Genomic DNA, 20,604 nt, shown 5'->3' with positions numbered 1-20,604 from the left:
GCTGCGGGCCGAGAATATCCCGGCCCAACTGCTGTGTCGCTGATATAACGACTGCGATCAAGCCTTTGTAAACATGACCGGATCGGGGTGACCGTCTGCCATGATTACCGGTTTGATATTGCTGTCGTGGATGGCGATGTAAGGCTCGAAACAGATGAATATGAAGCAGCCTGAGGCTTCCATCAGGTCTTCCATCTTGTTGAAGATCGCCTTGCGCTTTGCCTCATCTTGTTCGGTTAGACCTTGCTGATACAGCGCCTCAAACTCGGGACTATCGAAGAACGACCAGTTGTAGATGCCGATTTGATCGGGGCGGAACCAGACCAGATTTTCGGTCGGATCAATGCCGCCCGCGAAGTTCATCAGCGCCAGTTCAAGCGACTTATAGCCCTCGCCCGCTGTTTTATCGCCTTCTGACCAGTAAGCGGCATCCTCGGTGGGTTGGATTTCAATGGTGATGCCAGCCTCGGCCATATTGGCTTGGAAGATCTGCGCAATGGCCTGAGTGGTGCTGTCGGTCAGCGCGACAAGTTTCAGCGTCAGATCAGAAACGCCAGCCTCGGCTAGAAGTGCCTTGGCTTTTTCAACATCACGGGTCTGGATCAGGTTTGTGGCACGGGCGAAGGGGCTGGTCGGCGGGACCACTCCGGTAGAGCGGGTGGCGAGGCCGTCATACGCGCCGAGCAGAACCGCATCGCCGTCATAGGCATATTGGATGGCTTGGCGGACGCGGATATCTTTCAGCGGTTCGGCGTTCATGTTGATGGTCAGCCACGCATAGCGGGCGGACTGGGCTTGGATCAAGGTAGCGCCTTCTGGCATCGCGGATTTGATTTGGGCGGTGGCGCTGACGGCGAGTTTGGTGAAATCAAACGCGTCGGCCTCGTAGGCGAGTTGCGCGGCTTGATCATCGCTGACGATATAGATTTCAACGGTTGAGAAGGCGGGTTTCGGGCCGGTCCAATCCGGGTTGGCGGTAAGCGTGACCTTCTGGTTCTGCTCCCAAGCGAAAAAGCGGTAGGGGCCACATTCGGCGGGGGCTTCGGTCGTATAGCTGCCGCCGACTTTCTCGGTTGCGGCTTTGCAGATGATATTGCCGCCGTAATAGGGCAGCGCGATAACCATGAAGGGGGCGAATGCCTCTTTCAAATGGATGATGCCAGAGCGGGCGTCGATGACTTCAACATGGTCAAGTTTCTCGAACTGGTAGGCCCAAGCGGAATCGCTGCCTGCGATACGCTCAAAGGAAAATTTTACATCCTCGGGGGTGACCGGGCCGAAGCCGTTCGACCATTGCAGACCCTCGCGTAGGGTGAAGCCGATTTTGGTAGGGTCGATCCAGTCGATTTTCTCGGCACCCCAAGGCTGCCATTTGTTGCCGTCGCGCATGTCTCCCAAACGGACAAGGGCGACTTGGGTGCAGCGGGGAATGATCTCATCCAACTCGCCGATGATGCCTTTCGGGTCAAGGCATTGGAAATCGGCGCCCGCGCGTATGCGCAGGGTGTCGCCCTCTGCCGCCCAAGCAAATTTGGCGGGCAGGGTCAGGCTGGCGAGGGCAATGCCTGCGGTTTGCAGGAAGCCGCGACGGTCGGTGCGCCATTGGGTCATGGGAATGCTCCTGTTGGGGGCTCGGCGAAGTGGCAGCGCACGAACCTGTGTGGGGTGATTTCGCGTAATTCTGGTGGGATGTTGCGGCAAATCGGTTGGACGAGCGGGCACCGGCTTTGAAACACGCAGGCCTTGGGGCGATTGAGCAGGCTGGGGATTTCACCTTTGATCGCAAGGTCTTCGCGACGTTTGCGCGGATCGGGCAGCGGTTCCGAGGCGATCAGCCTTTGGGAATAGGGATGCAGGGGTTGGGCGAATGTTTGCCTTGTTGGTCCGATCTCGACAAGGCGTCCCAGATACATCACAGCGATGCGGTCTGAGACATGGCGGACCATGGCAAGGTTGTGGCTGATGATCAGGTAGCTGAGGTTCAGCCGGGTTTTGAGATCAGTCATCAGGTTGAGGATTTCGCCTTGGACCGAGACATCGAGGCCCGCAGTGGGTTCATCGGCGATCACCAGTTTGGGGTTCAGCACCAGCGCGCGGGCAACGCCTACGCGGCGGGCTTGGCCTCCGGATAGTTCGTGCGGATAGCGGTTGGCGAAATCGGGGGGGAGGCCGACGAGGGCCAGCATGTCGGCGATTTTGGTCGGGGTTCTCGGCTGGCCGTGAATGGTGAGGGGTTCGGTGAGCAGCGCGCCGATGGTCATGCGGGGGGAGAGTGAGGCGATGGCGTCTTGGAACATCATCGCGGTGCGGCCACGCATGGCGGCGAAATCAGCGGGGGTGCTGCGTTGGAGGTCGTCGAAGTGGATCGTGCCGTGGGTGGTGGGGGTCAGGCCCAGCAGGGCGCGGGCAAGGGTGGTTTTGCCAGAACCAGACTCGCCGACAAGGCCGAGAGTTTCGCCGGGATTTAGGGTGAAAGAGACATCGGCGAAGATTTGTAGGCTGCGTCGGGATTTTGGGTTGAGGGCGGACATAAGGCCACCGGGGAGGGGCAGGTCTAGGGCAAGGTTTTGCACAGAGAGCAGCGTCATAGCAGCGACTCGGTGACGAGTTGCCCGACGTGGAGTGCCTTATGGCAAAGCGCGGATTGAGTGGGTGAGATTTGTACGCGGGGCGGTCGGGTGGCGCATATATCGCTGGCGATAGGACAGCGCGGGGCAAAGCTGCATCCGATGGGTGGGTTGCGCAGATCTGGCAGGCGGCCGGGAATGGTGGGCAGGATTGGGGTGGGTTCATCGAAATGGCCGGGATCGCAGGCAATTAGCGCGCTGGTGTAGGGGTGGCGGGGGGCGTGGAACAGGTCATCGACGAGGGCTTCCTCCACCACTTCGCCCGCATACATCACATAGACCCGGTCGCAGAGTTCGGCGACGACGCCCAGATGGTGGGTAATCACAAGGATTGCGCCTTGATAATCGCGGCGCAGATCGCGCAGCAGATGGATGATCTGCGCCTCCATCGTCACATCCAGCGCGGTGGTCGGTTCATCGGCAACGAGGATGGTGGGGTTCATCAGCAACGCGGCGGCGATGGCAACGCGTTGGCGCATCCCGCCCGACAGTTGGTGCGGATAGCGACGCAGTGTCAGATCGGGGTCGGGCATACCGACGCGGACCAGCAAAGCGCGGGCGCGGTTTAGCTTTTCAGCGCGAGAGATTTGCGCGGCGTGCTGGAAATCGACCAGTTGCGCCCCCATCGTCAGCACGGGGTTGAAGGCGGTCATCGGGTCTTGGAAGATCATCGCGATGTCTTGACCGCGCAAAGCGCGCTGAGCGTCGGGAGGCAGGGCCAGAATGTCTTGGCCTTTGTAACGTACCGCGCCGCTGGTGACTTCGGCGGCTTGCGGCAGCAGGTTGATGACGCTCGCCGCAAGGGTGGATTTGCCGCAACCGCTTTCGCCGACGATGCCGATAACTTCACCTGCGCGGGCGATCAGGCTTGCCCCGCGCAGGGCCGAAAGTTTGCCGTGGTCGGTATGGTAAGTGATGTTGAGAGCGTCGATTTCTAGCAACGGCGGGTTCATCGCGGCCTCGCGGTAGCAAAGCGGGGGTCTAGGGCGTCGCGCAGGCCCTCGCCGAGGAAGGTGAAGCCGAGGGTGGCCAGTACAAGCGGTGCTCCGGCGGCGATGACTAGAGTGCTCGAGGTGCGGATGGCAGTATAGCCGTCATATAGGATGTTGCCCCATGACGGCGTCGGGGGTTTGACGCCGAGGTTGAGGTAGCTGAGGCCGGCCTCCAGCATGATCACCACGGGTATATCCATCGACAGCACGATACACAGCGGGCCGAAGACGTTCGGCAGAAGGTGCATCAGCAGGATGCGGGGGGTGCTGGCACCGATGGCTTGCTCGGCCACGATGAAATCGGCGCTACGCAGGCTTAGGGTTTGGGCGCGGATCAGGCGGGCGTAGCCGGGGATGGACACAAGGACCACGACGAGGATGAGCGTGCCTGTGCCGGGGCCGAGGACGGTGATGATGGCGAGGGCGAACATCATCATTGGCAGGGAGTTCAGGGCGTCGAAGATCAGCACAAGGGCGGCGTCGAGCCAGCGCGGGCCGTAGCCTGCGATCAGGCCCAGCAGGATGCCGATGGTTCCCGCAAGGCCGATTGCCGTGATCGCAATGGTCAGCGCGGTGCGTGCGCCGTAAATGATGCGTGACAGCGTATCGCGGCCCAACTGATCGGTGCCAAGCCAATGCGCGAGGCTGGGTGATTGCAGCTTGGCGCGCACATCCAGCGCGAGCGGATTGTAGGGGGCGAGGATCGGCGCAGCGATGGCCATGGTGATGAATAATGCCACAAGTATCAGCCCCATCAGCCCCATCGGATCGCGGATCAGCGCCCGCAGCGCGCGTGTATTAACGGGCCAGCGCATCGCGCACCCTCGGGTCTAACTTGGCGATCAGCAGGTCAGCGCAGGTGATCACCAGCAGGTAGAAGGCGGTTGTGACCAGAACGGTGCCCATTACCACGGGGTAGTTGCGTTTGAAGACGGCTCCGGTGATCAGCGTGCCGATGCCGGGGCGCGAGAATACGGTTTCGACAAAAACCGCGCTGGACAGGATGCTGCCGAGGCCAACCGCGATCACCGAAATCGTCGGCACGATGGCAAGGCGCAGGGCGTAGCGCGTGACGACTTTGCGCTCGGGCAGGCCAAAGGCGCGGGCGGTGCGGATGTGGTTGGCACCCATGATCTCCAGCATTGAAGCACGGACCATGCGGGCGAGATAGCCGACCCAACCGATGCCGACTGCGATGGAGGGTAGGATTAACGCCTTGATTTGTGAGGGGATATCGCCCGCCTTGCCCGCGCCGATGGCGGGAAGCCATTGCAGCCAGACCGCGAAGATCAGCAGCAGGTAGATGGCGACGACGAAGGAGGGCACCGAGATGAAGCTAACCGAGACGAGGCCGAGAGCGCGGTCGATGAAAGTGCCGCGATAGACGACGGCGAGGACTCCAAGGGTGATGCCGAGGATGAGCGCCCAAGTTAGGGCGATCACGCCGAGCAGCAGGGTTTGAGGAAATGCTTCGAGGATTTGGTCTAGGACCGGGCGTTTTGACCACACGTCGATGCCAAGATCACCCTGCGCGGCATTGGCAAAGAAGCGCCAGATTTGCACGGCGACGGGTTGGTCTAGGCCCATACGCTCGGTCAGCATGGCTTTTAGCGCAGGCGTGGCGCGCGGGCCGAGGGCAACGCTGGCGGGGTCTCCGGGCACCAGAAACACCATGCCATACATCGCCAGCATAACCACAAACAAGATCAGCGCCGCGAGGGCCACGCGTTTGATCGCATAGGTCAGCATCGGTCAGACCATGTCACGCGCAATCTCCTCATCCCATTCACGTTCAAAAATCAGGGTGTCGGCTTCGTGGATTTTCAGCGTTTGCTCGACCCGGAAATGGGTGGCGGTGCAGGACATTCGGCCAGTGGAGTGGTGGTGGATGGTGTGGTCAGGGAACTGCATGGTGACTTTGTAATCGGTAAGGGTGACGGCAGAGAGCGGGTCGCCGTCGATGATCTCGTGGCTGATGGTGCCGGTGGCGGTTTGGGTCTGGCCAATGTCGGGCATGGTTTTGCTGTAATTCCAGCGCGGAAAATCGACGGTCATTTTGCCTGACAGCAGGTCGCGGGTGACGCGGCGCTGTGGGCGATTTTCGATCGGGTGATAGGTGTGTGGCGTTTGCGGAGCGATGATCGGGGGGCCGAAATCGAGGAGATCGGCATCTTCGGCGCGCGCTGGGCGAACGGGGAGTTCGAGATGGCTGTCGCCGAGGTGGACGGTGAGGGTGGCGAGTTCTGGCGAGGGCCATGCGATTGGGTAATAGGTGGTCGATATTGACACAGCGATGCGGTGGCCGGGTGGAAAGGCGTGGGCTATATCGTCAAGATCGACGCTGGCGCTGTAGGTTTGGCCGGGCATTAGAGCGGTTGCATGCTCGTGGCTGTCGCGGTGGGTGAGGTTCAGCAAACCGACGGCGACGCGGGTGGAGCGGCCATCGGGGGCGATATCGTTGAGGCGCACGGCGACAAGGGCTTGGGGTTTGTCGCTGGAAAACGTCAGCTGCAGTTGCGGGGCGCCCAGGATTTCTTTGGTCTCGGTCAGGGGGGCGCTGATGAACACCAGTGAGCCGCCATCATCCTCGCGCTGATCGGTGGGCCAGTCGGCGTCATTGCCGTAGCGTCCGACTTCTCCGGCAGTCAGGCCGACCCAGAGGGGGGAGCATATTTGCTGGGTGCCGAAGCCTTCACCGCCCAGAACGCCGTGCGCGCTGAGGGTCAAATGCTCGGATCGTATGCGCTGGGATGGCCAGCTTTCCTCGGCGACCCAGCGACCGGGACGGTCCAGATAGCAAGTTTGCGGCGGGACATATTCCTGCATCCAGACCCGATACATCGGCTGATCCATCATGCCGGTGTCGATGCCCTTGGTCCAATGATCCAGCCAGCGCACCAGTTCTTGCAGCCAGCCGATTGCAGGTTCGACAGTGACTTCGTGCGGATAGGAATGCGCCCAAGGGCCAATAAGGCCGAGGCGCGGGCCTTTAAGGTTTGCCAAGAGACGCGGCACCGCTTCGGAGTAATTGTCGGCCCAACCGCTAACAGCATAGACGGGAATTTTGATCGCCGAGAAATCTTCGCAGATCGAACCCTGCTTCCAATACTCATCTCGGCGCTGGTGGTGCAGCCATTCGTTGATCCACGGTTTGTTGGCTTTGATGCGAGCCATCCACATATCGCGCCATGCCTCACCGACCACTTGCGGGTCGGGCGGCAAATCATTGCCGGAGAACATCGTCGCGGACCAGTCGAAGTTATCCTTCGACAGACAACCGCCGACCCAATGAATATCAGTGGCATAGCGGTCATCGGTGGAGCCGACCGTGATGATGGATTTCAGCGCCGCAGGCTGGAGCGCAGCAATTTGCAATCCATTGAAACCGCCCCATGAAATGCCAATCATCGAGACCTGGCCATCACACCACGGCTGCGCTGCCAGCCATTCAATCGCCGCGACACCGTCAAGCTGTTCCTGCTCGGTATATTCTCCGGTGATGATGCCTTCGCTGTCGCCGGTGCCACGAATATCCAGCCGCACACAGGCATAACCGTGGCCCGCCACATACATATGCAGCCCTTGATCGCGGGTGCGGGTGCCATCTCGCAACCGATACGGCAGGTATTCCAGCAAGACCGGAACCGGAGCATCGCCATTCAGTGCCGTATCCGGCAGCCACACCTTCGCCGCCAGCCGCGTGCCATCTGGCAGCGGCACCCAGAGGGTTTCGACAATGTGCACCTGATGTGGAAACTCAGTCTGGATTTGTGGCATGTGATCCTCTTGTTGAACGATCATGTAACAAGCGTATGCCACTTGGCAACATAAATTTAAGACCATTGACGCTTGGCTGTATCCGTACCAACTATACGGTCATTCAACATCGAGGCTATGATGGACCCTGCCCACGCGATCCTTTTTGAACCTGTGAAGATCGGTCCAGTCACGGCGCCGAACCGTTTCTATCAAACTCCGCACGCCACCGGACTGGGCTGGCAGCGCCCGCAGGCAGGCGCAGCTTTGCGCGGGATGAAGGCGGAAGGCGGCTGGGGTGTCGTCTGCACCGAGTATTGCTCGATCCATCCGACATCCGACGATAGCCCGCACGGATTTCTGACCTTGTGGGATGACAGCGATATTGCGGCCCTGGCGCTGACCGCCGATGCGATCCACGCGCATGGCAGTTTGGCGGGGATCGAGTTGTGGCACGGTGGCGCACATGCCTCAAACCGGATGACGCGGGTGCCGGGGATTGCGCCCGACGTGCAGCCTGCAATGTTTCATCTGCCGACCACGGCGCGGGCAATGGACGGCAGCGATATCAAAGTGTTCCGGGGCTGGCAGCGCGATGCAGCTTTGCGCGCCAAGCGGGCGGGGTTTGACATTATCTATGTCTATGCAGGCCACGACTACCTGCCGTTTCAATTCCTGTCGGGCCGCAGTAATACGCGCGGCGATGCATATGGCGGCAGCTTGGAGAATCGCGCGCGGCTGCTGCGCGAGATGATCGAGGATACCAAAGACGCGGTCGGCGACACTTGCGCCGTGGCGGTGCGGTTGGCGGTGGATGAACTCCACGGACCGCGCGGCATCACCAGCGAGGGCGAAGGGCGCGAGGTGATTGAGATGCTCGCCGAACTGCCCGACCTGTGGGACGTGAATATCGCGGGCGCTCTGGGCAATGACAGCAAATCGGCGCGGTTCAGTCCCGAGGGGTTTCAGGAGCCCTATGTGGCGTTCGTGAAAAGCCTGACCAGCAAGCCGGTGGTCTCCGTTGGGCGGTTTACTTCACCCGAAACGATGGTGGCGCAGATCAAACGCGGGGTCCAGGATTTCATCGGCGCAGCAAGGCCCTCAATCGCCGACCCGTTCCTGCCGTTAAAAATCCGCGAAGGTCGGGCAGATGAAATCCGCGAGTGTATCGGCTGCAATATGTGCCGTGCTGCGAATAATGAGGCGGTGCATCTGCGCTGCACGCAGAACCCGACGATTGCAGAGGAGTGGCGGCAGGGCTGGCATCCCGAACGGATCGCAGTGCTGCCGAAGCGGCAAAAGGTGCTGGTCGTCGGTGCGGGGCCTGCAGGGCTCGAGGCTGTGCTGGCTTTGGGGCGGCGTGGTGCCGAGGTCACGTTGGCGGAAAAAGCCGGGGCTTTGGGCGGGCGGATTTTGCGCGAATCGACGCTGCCGGGGCTTGGCACTTGGATCAGGGTGCGAGATTGGCGGGCGCATATGATCGGCAAGCTGGACAATGTTCAGGTCTATCCGGGCAGCAAGATGACGGCGGCCGATATTGCCGAATTCGGTGCGGATCATGTGGTGCTGGCGACTGGCTCGCGGTGGCGGCGCGACGGCATAGGCGCGTCGGGGATGCTGGGGTTGGATTTTCCTAAGGCGCTGATCCCAGACGACATTTTTGCCGGTGCCGTCGTGGAAGGGCGCGTGGTTATCTATGATGACGAGCATTATTTCATGGGTGGCGCGCTAGCAGAACGGCTGAGTGCGCAGGGTCATGCGGTTTGCTACGTGACGCCTCACGCGACGGCTTCCAGTTGGACGGCGCTGACCGATGAGCAGGGATTTGTGCAGACACGGCTGCTAAAGGCGGGGGTGGAAATTGTGCCTCTGCATACGCTGGTCGAGCAATCGCCGGACGCGATTCGCTTGGCCTGCGCTTATACGGGACGCGAGGTGGAGCGGCCTTGCGGAACGCTGATTTTGGTAACGGGGCGCATACCCGTGGATGATCTTTACGCGCCCTTGGTGGCGATGGGAGTTGCGGTTTCCCGCATCGGCGATTGCCTGCAGCCGTCGTCCATCGCCGATGCGGTATATTCCGCGCATCGCTTTGCTCGTGGATTTGGTGGAGCAGTGGAGCCTGTATTACGGCGCGAGAAGCCGCCATTGAAGGGAATATTATGACCGAACCAGCCCCCCGCAAACGCAGTGCCAGCCGTGGCCCGCGCTCGATGGGCAGCTTGCACCAGATGCCGTTCGGCCAAGTACCGCGCCCTTACGCTCCTACAGAGGTGCTCTCGGCGGATCATGTAATGGCGATCCACACCTCTGCCCTGCGTGTGTTGGCCGAGATTGGCATGGCGGTGTTGGAGCCGCGCGCGCGGGAGTTGTTTGCGCGCGCAGGGGCGCAAATCTTGGGTGAGACAGTGCGGCTCGACCCAGATTTGGTCAGCAGTTTGCTTTCCACAGTGCCGCGCACTTTCGGGCTCGAGGCGCGCAATCCGGCACGAAACCTGCGCTTTGGCGGGACCGATTGCGTGTTCGCCTCGGTCGGTGGGCCTGCCTATGTGATGGACAATGATGGCGGGCGCAGGACAGGCAGTTTTGCTGAGATGCAGGATTATCTGAAAGTAATTCAAAGCCTTAACGTTATCCACCAAAGCGGAGGCAATCCGTTTGAGCCGATGGATTTACCCGCCGATACCCGTTATCTCGATTGCTTTCATGCGCAAATCCGTTTGTTGGACAAGAATTGGCAGACCGAGACTTTGGGCCAGCAGCGCACGATGGATGGCATCGAAATGGCGGCGATCAGCCTTGGCACCACGCCGGAAGGGCTGCGCGACCGCCCGTGCTTGCTGGGCATCATCAACACGAACTCGCCGCTGCAACTGGATATTCCGATGGCCGAGGGGCTGATGACGATGGCGGCCTACGGTCAGGTCGTGGTTATCACGCCGTTTACCTTGGCAGGCGCGATGAGCCCGGTGACGTTGGCCGGGGCGCTGGTGATGCAACATGCCGAGGCGATGGTGGGGATTGCTTTGACCCAGATCGTGCGGCCGGGCGTGCCGGTGATGTATGGCGGGTTTACCTCAAACGTCGATATGCGATCGGGCGCGCCTGCGTTTGGCACGCCGGAATATACCAAGGCGGCGCAGGCTTCGGGGCAACTCGCGCGGTTGATCGGGGTGCCGTTTCGCTCGTCCAACGTCAACGCAGCCAATGAGGTTGATGCGCAGGCGGCCTACGAGTCGCAGATGTCTCTGTGGGGCGCGATGATGGGCGGGGCGCATCTGATCGAACACGCGGCGGGCTGGCTGCATGGCGGGCTGACGGCGAGTTTTGAGAAGCTGATTGTCGATGCAGAAATGCTGCAAATGATGCAGGAATATTTCACGCCGCTGGTGGTGGATGAGGCGACTTTGGCGTTTGACGCGATCCGTGAGGTTGGCTCAGGCGGTCATTTCTTCGGCTCGGATCACACCATGAGCCGGTATGAGCAAGCGTTCTACACGCCGCTGTTGTCGAATTGGGATAACCATACGACATGGCTGGGCAAGGGCGCCGTGCAGACACGCGAGCGGGCGAATCTGGTTTGGAAACAAGTGCTTGCGGAGTATGAGCAGCCGCCGCTTGACCAAGGAATTGATGAGGCTTTAAGCGCATTCGTCGCTCGTCGCAAAGCAGAGGGCGGCGCACCAATGAATTAGGCGGGCATCGCTGCCCGCCTTAGCTTAGCTTTTCATCCCGTCCCAAAAGCCTTTGACTTTTGAGAAGAACGACGACCCTTCTGGGTTATTGTCCGTCGACAAAGTATCAAACTCCCGCAGGATTTCTTTCTGCCGCGAGGTCAAATTGACCGGAGTTTCCACCGCCAACTCGATGACCATATCGCCGGAACCACCGCCACGCAAAGCAGGCATCCCCTTGGAGCGCAGGCGCATCTGCTTGCCGGTTTGCGCGCCCGCCGGCACTTTGACGCGGGATTTACCGCCGTCAATTGTCGGCACTTCGATCTCACCACCAAGCGCAGCCGTCGCCAGACTGACCGGCACGCGGCAGAACAAATGCACGCCGTCGCGTTGGAAAATCGCGTGTTCTTTCATCTCGATGAAGATGTAAAGATCACCCGACGGACCGCCGCGCATCCCAGCCTCACCCTCACCGGCAAGGCGAATTCGCGTGCCAGTTTCAACGCCTGCCGGAATGTTAACCGACAGCGAACGATCTTTCTCAACCCGGCCATGCCCTGCACAGTTTTTGCAGGGGTTTTTCACCATTTGCCCAGCACCGTTACAGGTCGGACAGGTGCGCTCAACGGTAAAGAAACCCTGTTGTGCGCGGACCTTGCCCATGCCCGAACAGGTCGGGCAGGTCACGGGTTCAGCCCCGCCCTCGGCCCCAGTGCCGTGGCAGATGTCGCAGGTCACAGAGGTCGGTACGTTGATGGTTTTCTGAACGCCTGCAAAGGCTTCTTCCATGCTGACGCGCAGATTGTAGCGCAGGTCGGACCCTCGCTGCGCACGGCTACGCCCACCACCGCCACGACCACCTGTAAAGTTGCCGAACAGGTCTTCGAACACGTCCGAGAACGCTGACGCAAAATCGCCGTTGCCGCCCGCATAACCGCCACGTTGGCCAGCACTTGCGCCCATGCCACCTTCAAAAGCGGCGTGACCATAGCGGTCATAAGCCGCCTTTTTGTCAGCGTCTTTCATCACCTCGTAGGCTTCGTTCAACTCTTTGAACTGCGCTTCGGCGTTGGGATTGTCAGAATTGCGATCGGGGTGAAGCTCTTTCGCTTTCACCCGATATGCCTTCTTCAAATCCTCTGCGGAAGCCCCCTTTGGGGCGCCGAGGATGTCGTAATAATCGCGCTTTGCCATGCAAAACCCCTTCACGGGAACGCGGCAGGGCGGCCCCTACATGGGCCGCCCTGTTTTCGTTCCTGGCGGCTTACTTCCGCTTGTTGTTCCCGAGATCTTCGAAGTCAGCGTCAATGATATCCTCATCCACGCCGCGCTGCTCATCCTCATCCTTGCCTTCGGCTTGGTCTGCCGAGGACTTGTAGATAGCCTCGCCCAGCTTCATCGCCGCTTCGGTCAGGTTTTGGATGCCGCCTTTGATCTTGCCAGCGTTTTCAGTCGTCAACGCATCTTCAAGCGCCGACATTGCCAGTTCGATCACTTCGACAGTCGAAGGATCAACCTTGTCTGAGTGTTCGGCAAGCGAGCGTTTGGTCGAATGCATCAGGCTTTCGGCCTGATTTTTCGACTCCACCAACTCCTTACGTTCTTTATCGGCTTCGGCGTTGGCTTCTGCATCTTTCACCATTTTCTCAATATCCTCGTCGGACAGACCGCCCGAGGCTTGAATGGTGATCGCTTGCTCTTTGTTGGTGCCCTTGTCTTTGGCTTTCACCGACACGATGCCGTTGGCGTCGATATCGAAGGTAACCTCGATCTGCGGCAGACCGCGCGGTGCCGGCGGAATGCTTTCCAAGTTGAACTGACCGAGCATCTTGTTGTCGGCAGCCATTTCGCGTTCACCTTGGAAGACGCGAATCGTCACAGCGTTTTGGTTGTCTTCAGCGGTCGAGAACACCTGCGACTTTTTGGTCGGGATCGTGGTGTTACGGTCAATCAGGCGAGTGAACACGCCACCAAGGGTTTCGATGCCCAAGGACAGTGGGGTCACGTCCAGCAGAACCACGTCTTTGACGTCGCCCTGCAAAACACCTGCTTGGATCGCAGCACCAGCAGCCACAACCTCATCAGGGTTCACACCCTTATGCGGCTCTTTGCCGAAGAACTTGGTTACTTCTTCCAGAACGCGTGGCATCCGGGTCATACCGCCGACCAGAACAACCTCATCAATGTCGCCGATAGAGATGCCAGCGTCTTTCAACGCAGCAGCGCAAGGCTTCATCGACTTTTTAACCAGATCATCGACCAGAGATTCCAGCTTGGCACGGGTCAGCTTGACCACCAAGTGCAACGGTTGGCCGGTGTTTTTGTCCATCGAGATGAACGGCTGGTTGATTTCAGTCTGAGTCGAGGAAGAAAGCTCGATCTTTGCTTTCTCGGCAGCTTCTTTCAGACGTTGCAGCGCCATCTTGTCGAGCGACAAGTCAACGCCGTGCTCTTTCTTGAACTCATCCGCCAAGTAATTGACGATGCGCATATCGAAGTCTTCGCCACCAAGGAAAGTGTCGCCGTTGGTGGATTTCACCTCGAACAAACCGTCGTCAATTTCCAGAATGGTGATGTCGAACGTACCGCCGCCAAGGTCGTAGACCGCGATGGTGCGCGCTTCTTTTTTGTCCAGACCGTAGGCCAAAGCGGCTGCGGTCGGCTCGTTGATAATGCGCAACACTTCGAGGCCAGCGATGCGGCCCGCGTCTTTTGTGGCTTGGCGCTGAGCGTCGTTGAAGTAGGCAGGCACCGTGATCACCGCTTGGGTGACGCTTTCACCCAGATAGCTCTCAGCGGTTTCTTTCATCTTTTGCAAGATGACGGCCGAAACCTGCGCCGGAGAATATTTCTCACCGCGCACTTCGACCCACGCATCGCCATTGCCGCCGTTGACGATTTTATACGGCATGTTCTTTTGATCTTTGATGATCACAGGATCATCATGCCGACGACCGATCAGGCGCTTGACGGCGAAGATTGTGTTGCTGGCGTTCGTGACAGCCTGCCGTTTTGCAGCCTGCCCGACCAGACGTTCGGTTTCGGTGTAGGCAACGATAGACGGCGTAGTGCGCGCGCCTTCCGAGTTTTCGATGATCCGGGGCTGCGAGCCGTCCATGATGGCGACGCAAGAGTTGGTCGTCCCGAGGTCAATCCCAATGACTTTGGCCATAAGTAGGTCCCTTTCCTTCGGCGATGTTGTGGTGCGGAACCCAAGCAGGCATTCCGTCCCGATCCCATGAGACCGGAAGAGCTGCTGCCCGTTCCCGGCTTCTGGGCGTATATAGGCAGGCTGATTTGACCCTGCAAGCGTTGCATGAGGCAGAAAACCAGATGAATGAGTGGAAAAATCGCGGCATTCGATTTGAGGGTGCGATTTTGGGCGCCACAAATGGCTAAATGACGGCAGCGCGGCCCAGCCCTTGACCGCAGATGATTACGTCACGCGCTGAAAAACAGCGGCGGGACTCCCCGATTGCCGCGGCTTTCAGGCCGTGGGAATTCATTATGGTCCCTCGCCTATCGACCCGCATTCCAACTGAGCGAAGCATACTTACGAGTGAAATTTTCACCCATCAATCCGATGATGATCAGGATGAAAGTCACCCAAATGGTGTATTCGATCGAGCTGTTATGCGGGTGATAGTTCTGAAACATATAGCCCCGCGTCTGGTCAATAGAGTGAAACAGTGGGTTCCAAGTGTAAAAGTGCAAGCGGCCAGCAGGTATTGTGTTGGCTAGAAACATTTTGCCGGAAAAAATCATGTTAGCGCGGGCATAAATTGAGGTTGCGATGCTAAAAAATTCGGGCTGCCAAGGCGTTGCGGCTTTGAAAATCATACCGACGCCAATGCCCGACGCCCAGGACAGCAGATAAATGCCAATGACCGGCACCGGGTCGTAAATGACGATTGGCGTCCACAGCGCATGGTAGAAGAACAGGATTACCGCCGCTGACAAGGTTTGCAAATATAGCGCACCTAAAGCTGCCGATGCGATGGCCACAATGGTATTCATTGGTGAATGCTTCATCATCGCCGAGGTCGGCCCGTCGGACTTCGACACGGCGGTGAGGGTCTTGGAGTGTGTGGCAAAATTGAACACCCCAGACATGATATACAGCACGAAATCACCGCGCAGCGCCGCGCCGCGCAGACCCAGAAGGTCGAACATGAACACCATGATCACCACCATCAGCACGGACTGGACGATGCTCATCAACAACCCGACAACCGCATTATGATGCTGTTTGCGCACATGACGCACCGCTGCATGAAAAATCAGTTCCAACATGCCGAAGCCGCTGGTCAACGGCGTTCGTTTGAATTCTGGGCGAAACATTTACCACAACCTCATTCTGGGCACCGCCCCTTATAGCACAGGAAATCTTGCTGTTCCCTTTGCAACCGATGATAAAGGCGCGGTGTGTATTAATCAACATCACGGCAGGTGCATTACGTGATTGTTAGGAGAGCCTATGAACTTTGACCATCTGATCCCCGTCATCCGCCGTCTGGCACTGGAAGCGGGCGACCGCATCATGCAGGTCTACAACGGCCCGGATTTTGAGGTGAAGTCGAAATCCGATGCCAGCCCGGTCACGGAAGCTGATGAAGCCGCCGATGCGATCATCTCGGCTGGGCTGCGCGCAGAGTTTCCCGATGTGGTACTCATCACCGAAGAGCAGGCCGACAGTCATGCATTGACGGCGTCTACTTTTCTCATCGTTGACCCGCTGGACGGCACGAAAGAATTCGTGCAGCGGCGTGGCGATTTTACGGTGAATATTGCTTATGTTGAGAACGGTGTGCCATTGCGGGGGGTGGTCTATGCGCCGGCACAGGGCCGACTGTTCTATACGCAGGCGGATGGGGTGACGGTTGAAGAAACCGGAGCATTCGCCAAGGATACGGTTGGGCCGGTAACACCCTTGTCCGTCTCCAAGCCTGACAATGCGGCCTTAATGGTGGTGGCCTCTAAGTCTCACCGCGATGCAGCAACCGATGCTTACATCGCCAAATACGCTTACAAAGACATGAAATCCGCGGGCTCCAGCTTGAAGTTTTGTCTGGTAGCGTCAGGCGAGGCTGATCTTTATCCACGTCTGGGCCGCACGATGGAATGGGATACCGCGGCGGGCGATGCCGTGCTGCGCGGGGCGGGCGGCCATGTCGTGCGCTTCGATGATCACACGCCTTTGGCCTATGGAAAAAACGGCTGGGATAACCCGTTTTTCATCGCTTACGCCCCCGGCGTGACCTTGCAAAAATGAGCGTACTTCTCGTCATCCCGGCCCGCTATGCCAGCGCGCGATATCCGGGCAAGCCCTTGGTTTCGCTGAAAGGCCCGGATGGCGAGAAGACCTTGATAAGGCGGTCCTGGCAGGCCGCTATGGCGGTGCGCGGTATCGCTCGGGTGGTCATTGCGACCGATGACGTGCGTATTCGCGACCACGCTTCGAGCTTTGGTGCAGAGGTGATTATGACCTCCTCTACCGCGTTAAATGGCACCGAGCGTTGTGCAGAGGTGGCGGCCCTGCTGCCCGGCTATGATGTTATTGTGAACTTGCAAGGCGACGCACCACTGACGCCTGCATGGTTCGTGGAAGAATTGATAGCGGGTCTGTACGCCGCACCCGAGGCTGACATTGCCACGCCTGTGTTGCGCTGTGACGGTCGGGCGCTGAATGGTTTCCTGGCGGATCGTCGTGCAGGTAGGGTAGGCGGCACCACAGCGGTTTTTGGGACTGGCATGCGCGGGCTGTACTTTTCAAAAGAGGTGATTCCCTTTACCAACCGGGTTTATGCCGACAGCGAGTCCACTCCGGTTTTCCATCACGTCGGCGTCTACGCCTATCGTCCCGCAGCGCTTGCGGCCTATCCAAGTTGGCACGTTGGACCGCTGGAGATGCTTGAGGGACTGGAACAACTCCGCTTCCTTGAAAACGGCCGCCAAGTTCTGTGCGTGCAAGTCGATGGACGCGGGCTAGCGTTTTGGGAGCTCAACAACCCCTCAGACGTACCCGTGATTGAGGCCGCGCTGGCTGCCATGGCATGACGGATTTGCCCGACGCCGGTATCCCGGTCAGCGTCATCCCGGTCAGCGTTATCGTCGTCAGTCGCCATCGTCCGGCAGCGCTGCTGCGCTGTATTTTGGCGCTCACCCATCAGGACCATTCCCAGCTTGAACTGATCGTCGTGGCTGACCCAGAGGCTATCGTGCAGGTGCAGGCGCTTGGCCTATCGCTGAAATGTGTCATGTTTGATGAAGCCAATATCAGCGCCGCCCGAAACGCAGGCATTGCACTGGCCGCAGCGACGATTGTGGCGTTTATAGATGACGACGCGGTCGCCGAACCCACTTGGGCCAAGCGACTGGTGGCTCCGTTCACCGATCCGCGCGTTATTGCCAGCACTGGTTTTATCCGCGCACGCAATGGGATCTCTTACCAATGGCGGGCCTGCGAGGTTGATCAGTTTGGCCAAGATCACCCGTTGGAAATTAGCCAAACCACGCTGCTTGCAAGCACCCGGCAGCGTGCGGTGAAAACCCAAGGCACCAACTGCGCGTTTCGGCGCGATGTACTGCTGCGAATAGGTGGTTTCGATCCGGCTTATCGGTTCTTTTTGGACGAGGCAGATGTCAACCTGCGCATGGCGGGGATGGGCCTCACAGCGATTGTCCCCGACGCGCAGGTGCATCATGGTTATTTTGCCAGCCCCCGCCGCGCCGCAAATCGAGTACCGCTAAATCTGCAAGATATCGCCGCGAGCACTGCATTATTCCTGCGCCGTCACGCGCCGCTGGCGGATGTAACCGTCGCATTAACATCTCTGTCTTTGCGGGAATCCGCGCGTATCGCCCAGCATCGCCGCGCCGGTCGCATCAACGCGCAGGCGGAACTTGCTTTGTTGGGCAGCATGACCCAAGGCTGGGCCGAAGGGCTTACGCGCCCTTTGACGGATCTTCCGCCGCTGACCAGCACCAACACGGCGTTGCGCCTGCTGAAAACAGGTCCGCGCCTTGGTAAAGTTCTTGCGGGACGGTTTTGGCAAAAGCGGCGTCTGCTTGCTCAGGCAGCGGCCAGCAGCGACACGATTACCACAGTTTTCGTTTTCAGCCCCACTGCCCGCCCGCATAAGATGAGCTTTCAACCTGAAGGCTACTGGCTGCAAACAGGCGGTATTTTTGGTCGCTCTGACCGCGAAAGTCCACGTTTTCGTTGGATTTCATTTCGAAAGCGCGTCACCGATGAAACTGCTCGATTGAAACGGTTCCGTCCTATTAGGCAGTTTTAGGCCGAAATTGGCAGGCTGAGTGCAAATTTCCCCCCATTGACGGACTGGATTATGTGCTATCTTCCTGCAAGATAAGCTATCGCATTAGGCTAACAGATTCTTGGCTAGCTTCCCTGTGGTAGTGTGTAATTTGCTAGAAAATCTGGCGTAGTGCGAAAGAATGGCAATATGAAAATCAAGAAAGTCACCAAAGCGGTATTCCCAGTCGCAGGTATGGGCACACGTTTCTTGCCGGCAACCAAGTCTATCCCGAAAGAGATCATGACGCTGGTAGACCGGCCGTTGATCCAATACGCGATTGATGAGGCACGTGCGGCGGGGATCAAAGAGTTCATCTTCGTAACCTCGCGCGGCAAGTCGGCACTTGAGGATTATTTTGATCACTCGCCCGAGCTTGAAAGCGCCCTGCGCAAGGCTGGCAAAGAGGATCTGTTGGAAGTTCTTAAAGAAACCAACATGGACTCGGGTGCCATCGCCTATCTGCGCCAAACCCGTCCGCTGGGTCTGGGCCATGCGGTATGGTGCGCGCGCCGTCTGATTGGGGACGAGCCGTTTGCCGTGCTTCTGCCCGACGACGTCATCGCCGCTGAAAAGCCCTGCTTGCAGCAAATGATCGAAGCCTATGAGCAAACGGGCGGCAACATGGTTGCCGCAATGGAAGTGCCGCCCCACAAGGCATCGTCCTACGGTGTTCTGGATATTGCCGAGGATATGGGCGCTATCGTCAAGGCCAAGGGCATGGTTGAAAAGCCCAAAGCCGAAGATGCTCCATCGAATTTGGCGGTAATTGGCCGCTACATTCTGACTCCTAAGGTGCTGAGCAATCTTAACAATATGAAACAGGGCGCGGGCGGCGAGATTCAGTTGACCGATGCCATTGCCGAAGAAACAAAAACTGGCGACGTCTATGGTTATCGCTTCCGAGGTCAGCGCTATGACTGCGGCTCGAAGGCGGGTTTCTTGCAAGCGACGGTAGCTTTCGGCTTGGCGCGCCCCGATCTGCGCGATGAGTTTGGCGCATATCTGAACGACATGATTGCGCTGCAAAAGGCGGCTCAGTAACCAGTGGTTCCAGCACGGCTCCTTGACCTGACGCGGCTTATGTCGCGTTTGGGAAAGGGGCCGATGACTGGCGTGGACCGAGTCGAATACGCCTATCTCGATCATTTTTTGCGGCTCGACATGCCATTTTTCGGGCTGGTGCGCACAGCTGCGGGGTTTTTGTTGCTGGACCGCGCGGCGATGACGGCTTTGCGCGATGGCAACATTGATCTGACGCGCAATGACCTGATTGGCCGTATCGCTTGGCGACGTGACCTCGCGCGCGGTCGAGCCGAGGCAGCGCTGCGCCGTTTGGCAATGGCCCGCTGCACCAAGCGGGGATTGGCGCGCTTGCTAGGGCGTCATTTGCCGCCCGGTGCCAGTTATTTCAATACGGGCCACGCCAATCTGGATCACCGTAGCCTGAGCGAAATTCGAAGCGCCGGTTTGAAAATCGCGGTCGTTGTGCACGATACAATTCCGCTGGATTACCCAGAGTTCGCGCGCCCTGACAGTGTCGAACCTTTCCGCCGCAAAATGCAGATTGTTGCGAAGTTTGCGGATCTTATCATTCACACCGCCCACACGACGCGCTTGCAGACAGAGGCTCAGTTGGACCTGATGGGGCGTATTCCGCCCGGCGTCACCGCCAATCTGGGCGTGCCGGTGGCGCAAATGATCGCAATCGAAAAGCCCGCAGGCCGGTACTTTGTGACGCTGGGAACGATAGAGCCGCGCAAAAATCATGGTTTTCTGCTCGATTTGTGGGCGCAAATGCCCGACCCGCCGAATTTGTTAATCTTGGGTGGGCGTGGATGGTCGAATGAATCCGTAATAGCGCGGCTGGACTCATTGAAACCCGGCGCGCGCGTTCAGGAATGTCCCGGTCTGAACGACGGCCAAATCGCCTTTCTGTTACAAGGCGCACAAGGATTGCTGTTTCCCAGCTACGCGGAAGGCTTTGGCATACCCGCGCTTGAAGCCGCAGCCCTTGGCACGCCCGTGATCACCTCAACTTTGCCGGTGTTTCAAGAGCTTCTGGGAGAGTTCGCAGTTTACCTTGACGTCGCAGACAGTTATTCTTGGATCGAAACAATAGATCGGCTGCGCAATGCTGATCAAACAAATAGACAGGCTATTGTTCCGCCAAATTGGGCGGAGCATTTCAAGATTGTGTTAAGTACGATGTGATACCCCGGACCGCGTCAGTGGT

16 protein-coding genes are annotated in these 20,604 nt (G+C 58.7%); 7 read left to right on the top strand and 9 right to left on the bottom strand.

Annotation, left to right across the window (positions count from 1 at the left end; all coding sequences use genetic code 11):
• Positions 1 to 57: 57 nt before the first annotated feature.
• From JWS10_RS12935 to JWS10_RS12910, 6 genes are read right to left on the bottom strand one after another with little or no spacing between them, the layout of a single operon-like run.
• Positions 58 to 1,611, bottom strand: a complete 1,554-nt coding sequence (locus tag JWS10_RS12935) for an ABC transporter substrate-binding protein (RefSeq protein WP_299508032.1) — start codon at positions 1,609 to 1,611, stop codon at positions 58 to 60.
• Complete coding sequence (locus tag JWS10_RS12930) at positions 1,608 to 2,588, bottom strand: ABC transporter ATP-binding protein (protein ID WP_299508030.1); 981 nt, start codon at positions 2,586 to 2,588, stop codon at positions 1,608 to 1,610. The genes JWS10_RS12935 and JWS10_RS12930 overlap by 4 nt, the downstream gene beginning before the upstream one ends.
• A complete protein-coding gene (locus JWS10_RS12925; RefSeq protein WP_299508028.1) occupies positions 2,585 to 3,580 on the bottom strand; it encodes an ABC transporter ATP-binding protein in 996 nt (331 codons plus the stop codon). The genes JWS10_RS12930 and JWS10_RS12925 overlap by 4 nt, the downstream gene beginning before the upstream one ends.
• Positions 3,577 to 4,434, bottom strand: coding sequence for an ABC transporter permease (locus tag JWS10_RS12920; protein ID WP_299508026.1), 858 nt, complete (start codon positions 4,432 to 4,434; stop codon positions 3,577 to 3,579). The genes JWS10_RS12925 and JWS10_RS12920 overlap by 4 nt, the downstream gene beginning before the upstream one ends.
• Positions 4,418 to 5,368 (bottom strand): ABC transporter permease, encoded by a 951-nt coding sequence (locus JWS10_RS12915; RefSeq protein ID WP_299508024.1) that lies wholly within the window; start codon positions 5,366 to 5,368, stop codon positions 4,418 to 4,420. The genes JWS10_RS12920 and JWS10_RS12915 overlap by 17 nt, the downstream gene beginning before the upstream one ends.
• Before the next feature lie 3 nt (positions 5,369 to 5,371).
• The gene (locus JWS10_RS12910; RefSeq protein ID WP_299508022.1) at positions 5,372 to 7,396 is read right to left on the bottom strand and encodes a CocE/NonD family hydrolase; all 2,025 of its coding nucleotides are present in this window, start codon (positions 7,394 to 7,396) and stop codon (positions 5,372 to 5,374) included.
• Positions 7,397 to 7,516: 120 nt separating this feature from the next.
• On the opposite strand from JWS10_RS12910, the gene JWS10_RS12905 reads away from it, so the two are divergent.
• Both JWS10_RS12905 and JWS10_RS12900 read left to right on the top strand, forming a co-directional pair.
• Positions 7,517 to 9,541 (top strand): FAD-dependent oxidoreductase, encoded by a 2,025-nt coding sequence (locus JWS10_RS12905; protein ID WP_299508020.1) that lies wholly within the window; start codon positions 7,517 to 7,519, stop codon positions 9,539 to 9,541.
• Positions 9,538 to 11,070, top strand: coding sequence for a trimethylamine methyltransferase family protein (locus tag JWS10_RS12900; protein ID WP_299508018.1), 1,533 nt, complete (start codon positions 9,538 to 9,540; stop codon positions 11,068 to 11,070). The genes JWS10_RS12905 and JWS10_RS12900 overlap by 4 nt, the downstream gene beginning before the upstream one ends.
• 24 nt (positions 11,071 to 11,094) lie before the next feature.
• On the opposite strand, the gene dnaJ is transcribed toward JWS10_RS12900, so the two are convergent.
• The 3 genes from dnaJ to JWS10_RS12885 all read right to left on the bottom strand — a co-directional run bounded on the left by dnaJ (position 11,095) and on the right by JWS10_RS12885 (position 15,393).
• Positions 11,095 to 12,246, bottom strand: a complete 1,152-nt coding sequence (gene dnaJ, locus JWS10_RS12895; RefSeq protein ID WP_299477953.1) for a molecular chaperone DnaJ — start codon at positions 12,244 to 12,246, stop codon at positions 11,095 to 11,097.
• A gap of 70 nt (positions 12,247 to 12,316) precedes the next feature.
• A complete protein-coding gene (gene dnaK / locus JWS10_RS12890; protein ID WP_299477950.1) occupies positions 12,317 to 14,224 on the bottom strand; it encodes a molecular chaperone DnaK in 1,908 nt (635 codons plus the stop codon).
• A gap of 347 nt (positions 14,225 to 14,571) precedes the next feature.
• The gene (locus JWS10_RS12885; RefSeq protein WP_299508016.1) at positions 14,572 to 15,393 is read right to left on the bottom strand and encodes an ABC transporter permease; all 822 of its coding nucleotides are present in this window, start codon (positions 15,391 to 15,393) and stop codon (positions 14,572 to 14,574) included.
• A gap of 136 nt (positions 15,394 to 15,529) precedes the next feature.
• Between JWS10_RS12885 and cysQ the strand changes: the two genes are divergently transcribed.
• From cysQ to JWS10_RS12860, 5 genes are all read left to right on the top strand, one after another.
• Positions 15,530 to 16,324 (top strand): 3'(2'),5'-bisphosphate nucleotidase CysQ, encoded by a 795-nt coding sequence (gene cysQ, locus JWS10_RS12880; protein WP_299508014.1) that lies wholly within the window; start codon positions 15,530 to 15,532, stop codon positions 16,322 to 16,324.
• A complete protein-coding gene (locus JWS10_RS12875) occupies positions 16,321 to 17,109 on the top strand; it encodes a manno-octulosonate cytidylyltransferase (protein WP_299508012.1) in 789 nt (262 codons plus the stop codon). Before cysQ ends, JWS10_RS12875 begins: the two co-directional genes overlap by 4 nt.
• Positions 17,106 to 18,350 carry a glycosyltransferase gene (locus JWS10_RS12870; protein ID WP_299508010.1) on the top strand — a complete coding sequence of 415 codons (1,245 nt, stop codon included), beginning with the start codon at positions 17,106 to 17,108 and terminating at the stop codon, positions 18,348 to 18,350. Before JWS10_RS12875 ends, JWS10_RS12870 begins: the two co-directional genes overlap by 4 nt.
• 168 nt (positions 18,351 to 18,518) lie before the next feature.
• Positions 18,519 to 19,412: a UTP--glucose-1-phosphate uridylyltransferase GalU gene (galU, locus tag JWS10_RS12865; protein WP_299508008.1), complete on the top strand. Its 894-nt coding sequence runs from the start codon at positions 18,519 to 18,521 to the stop codon at positions 19,410 to 19,412.
• Between the two features lie 63 nt (positions 19,413 to 19,475).
• Positions 19,476 to 20,582, top strand: coding sequence for a glycosyltransferase family 1 protein (locus JWS10_RS12860; RefSeq protein WP_299508006.1), 1,107 nt, complete (start codon positions 19,476 to 19,478; stop codon positions 20,580 to 20,582).
• Positions 20,583 to 20,604 lie beyond the last annotated feature (22 nt).

The sequence above is a fragment of the Cypionkella sp. genome (assembly GCF_028290025.1).
Taxonomy (GTDB): Bacteria; Pseudomonadota; Alphaproteobacteria; order Rhodobacterales; family Rhodobacteraceae; genus Cypionkella.
This window is presented reverse-complemented; position numbering and strand designations above follow the sequence as displayed.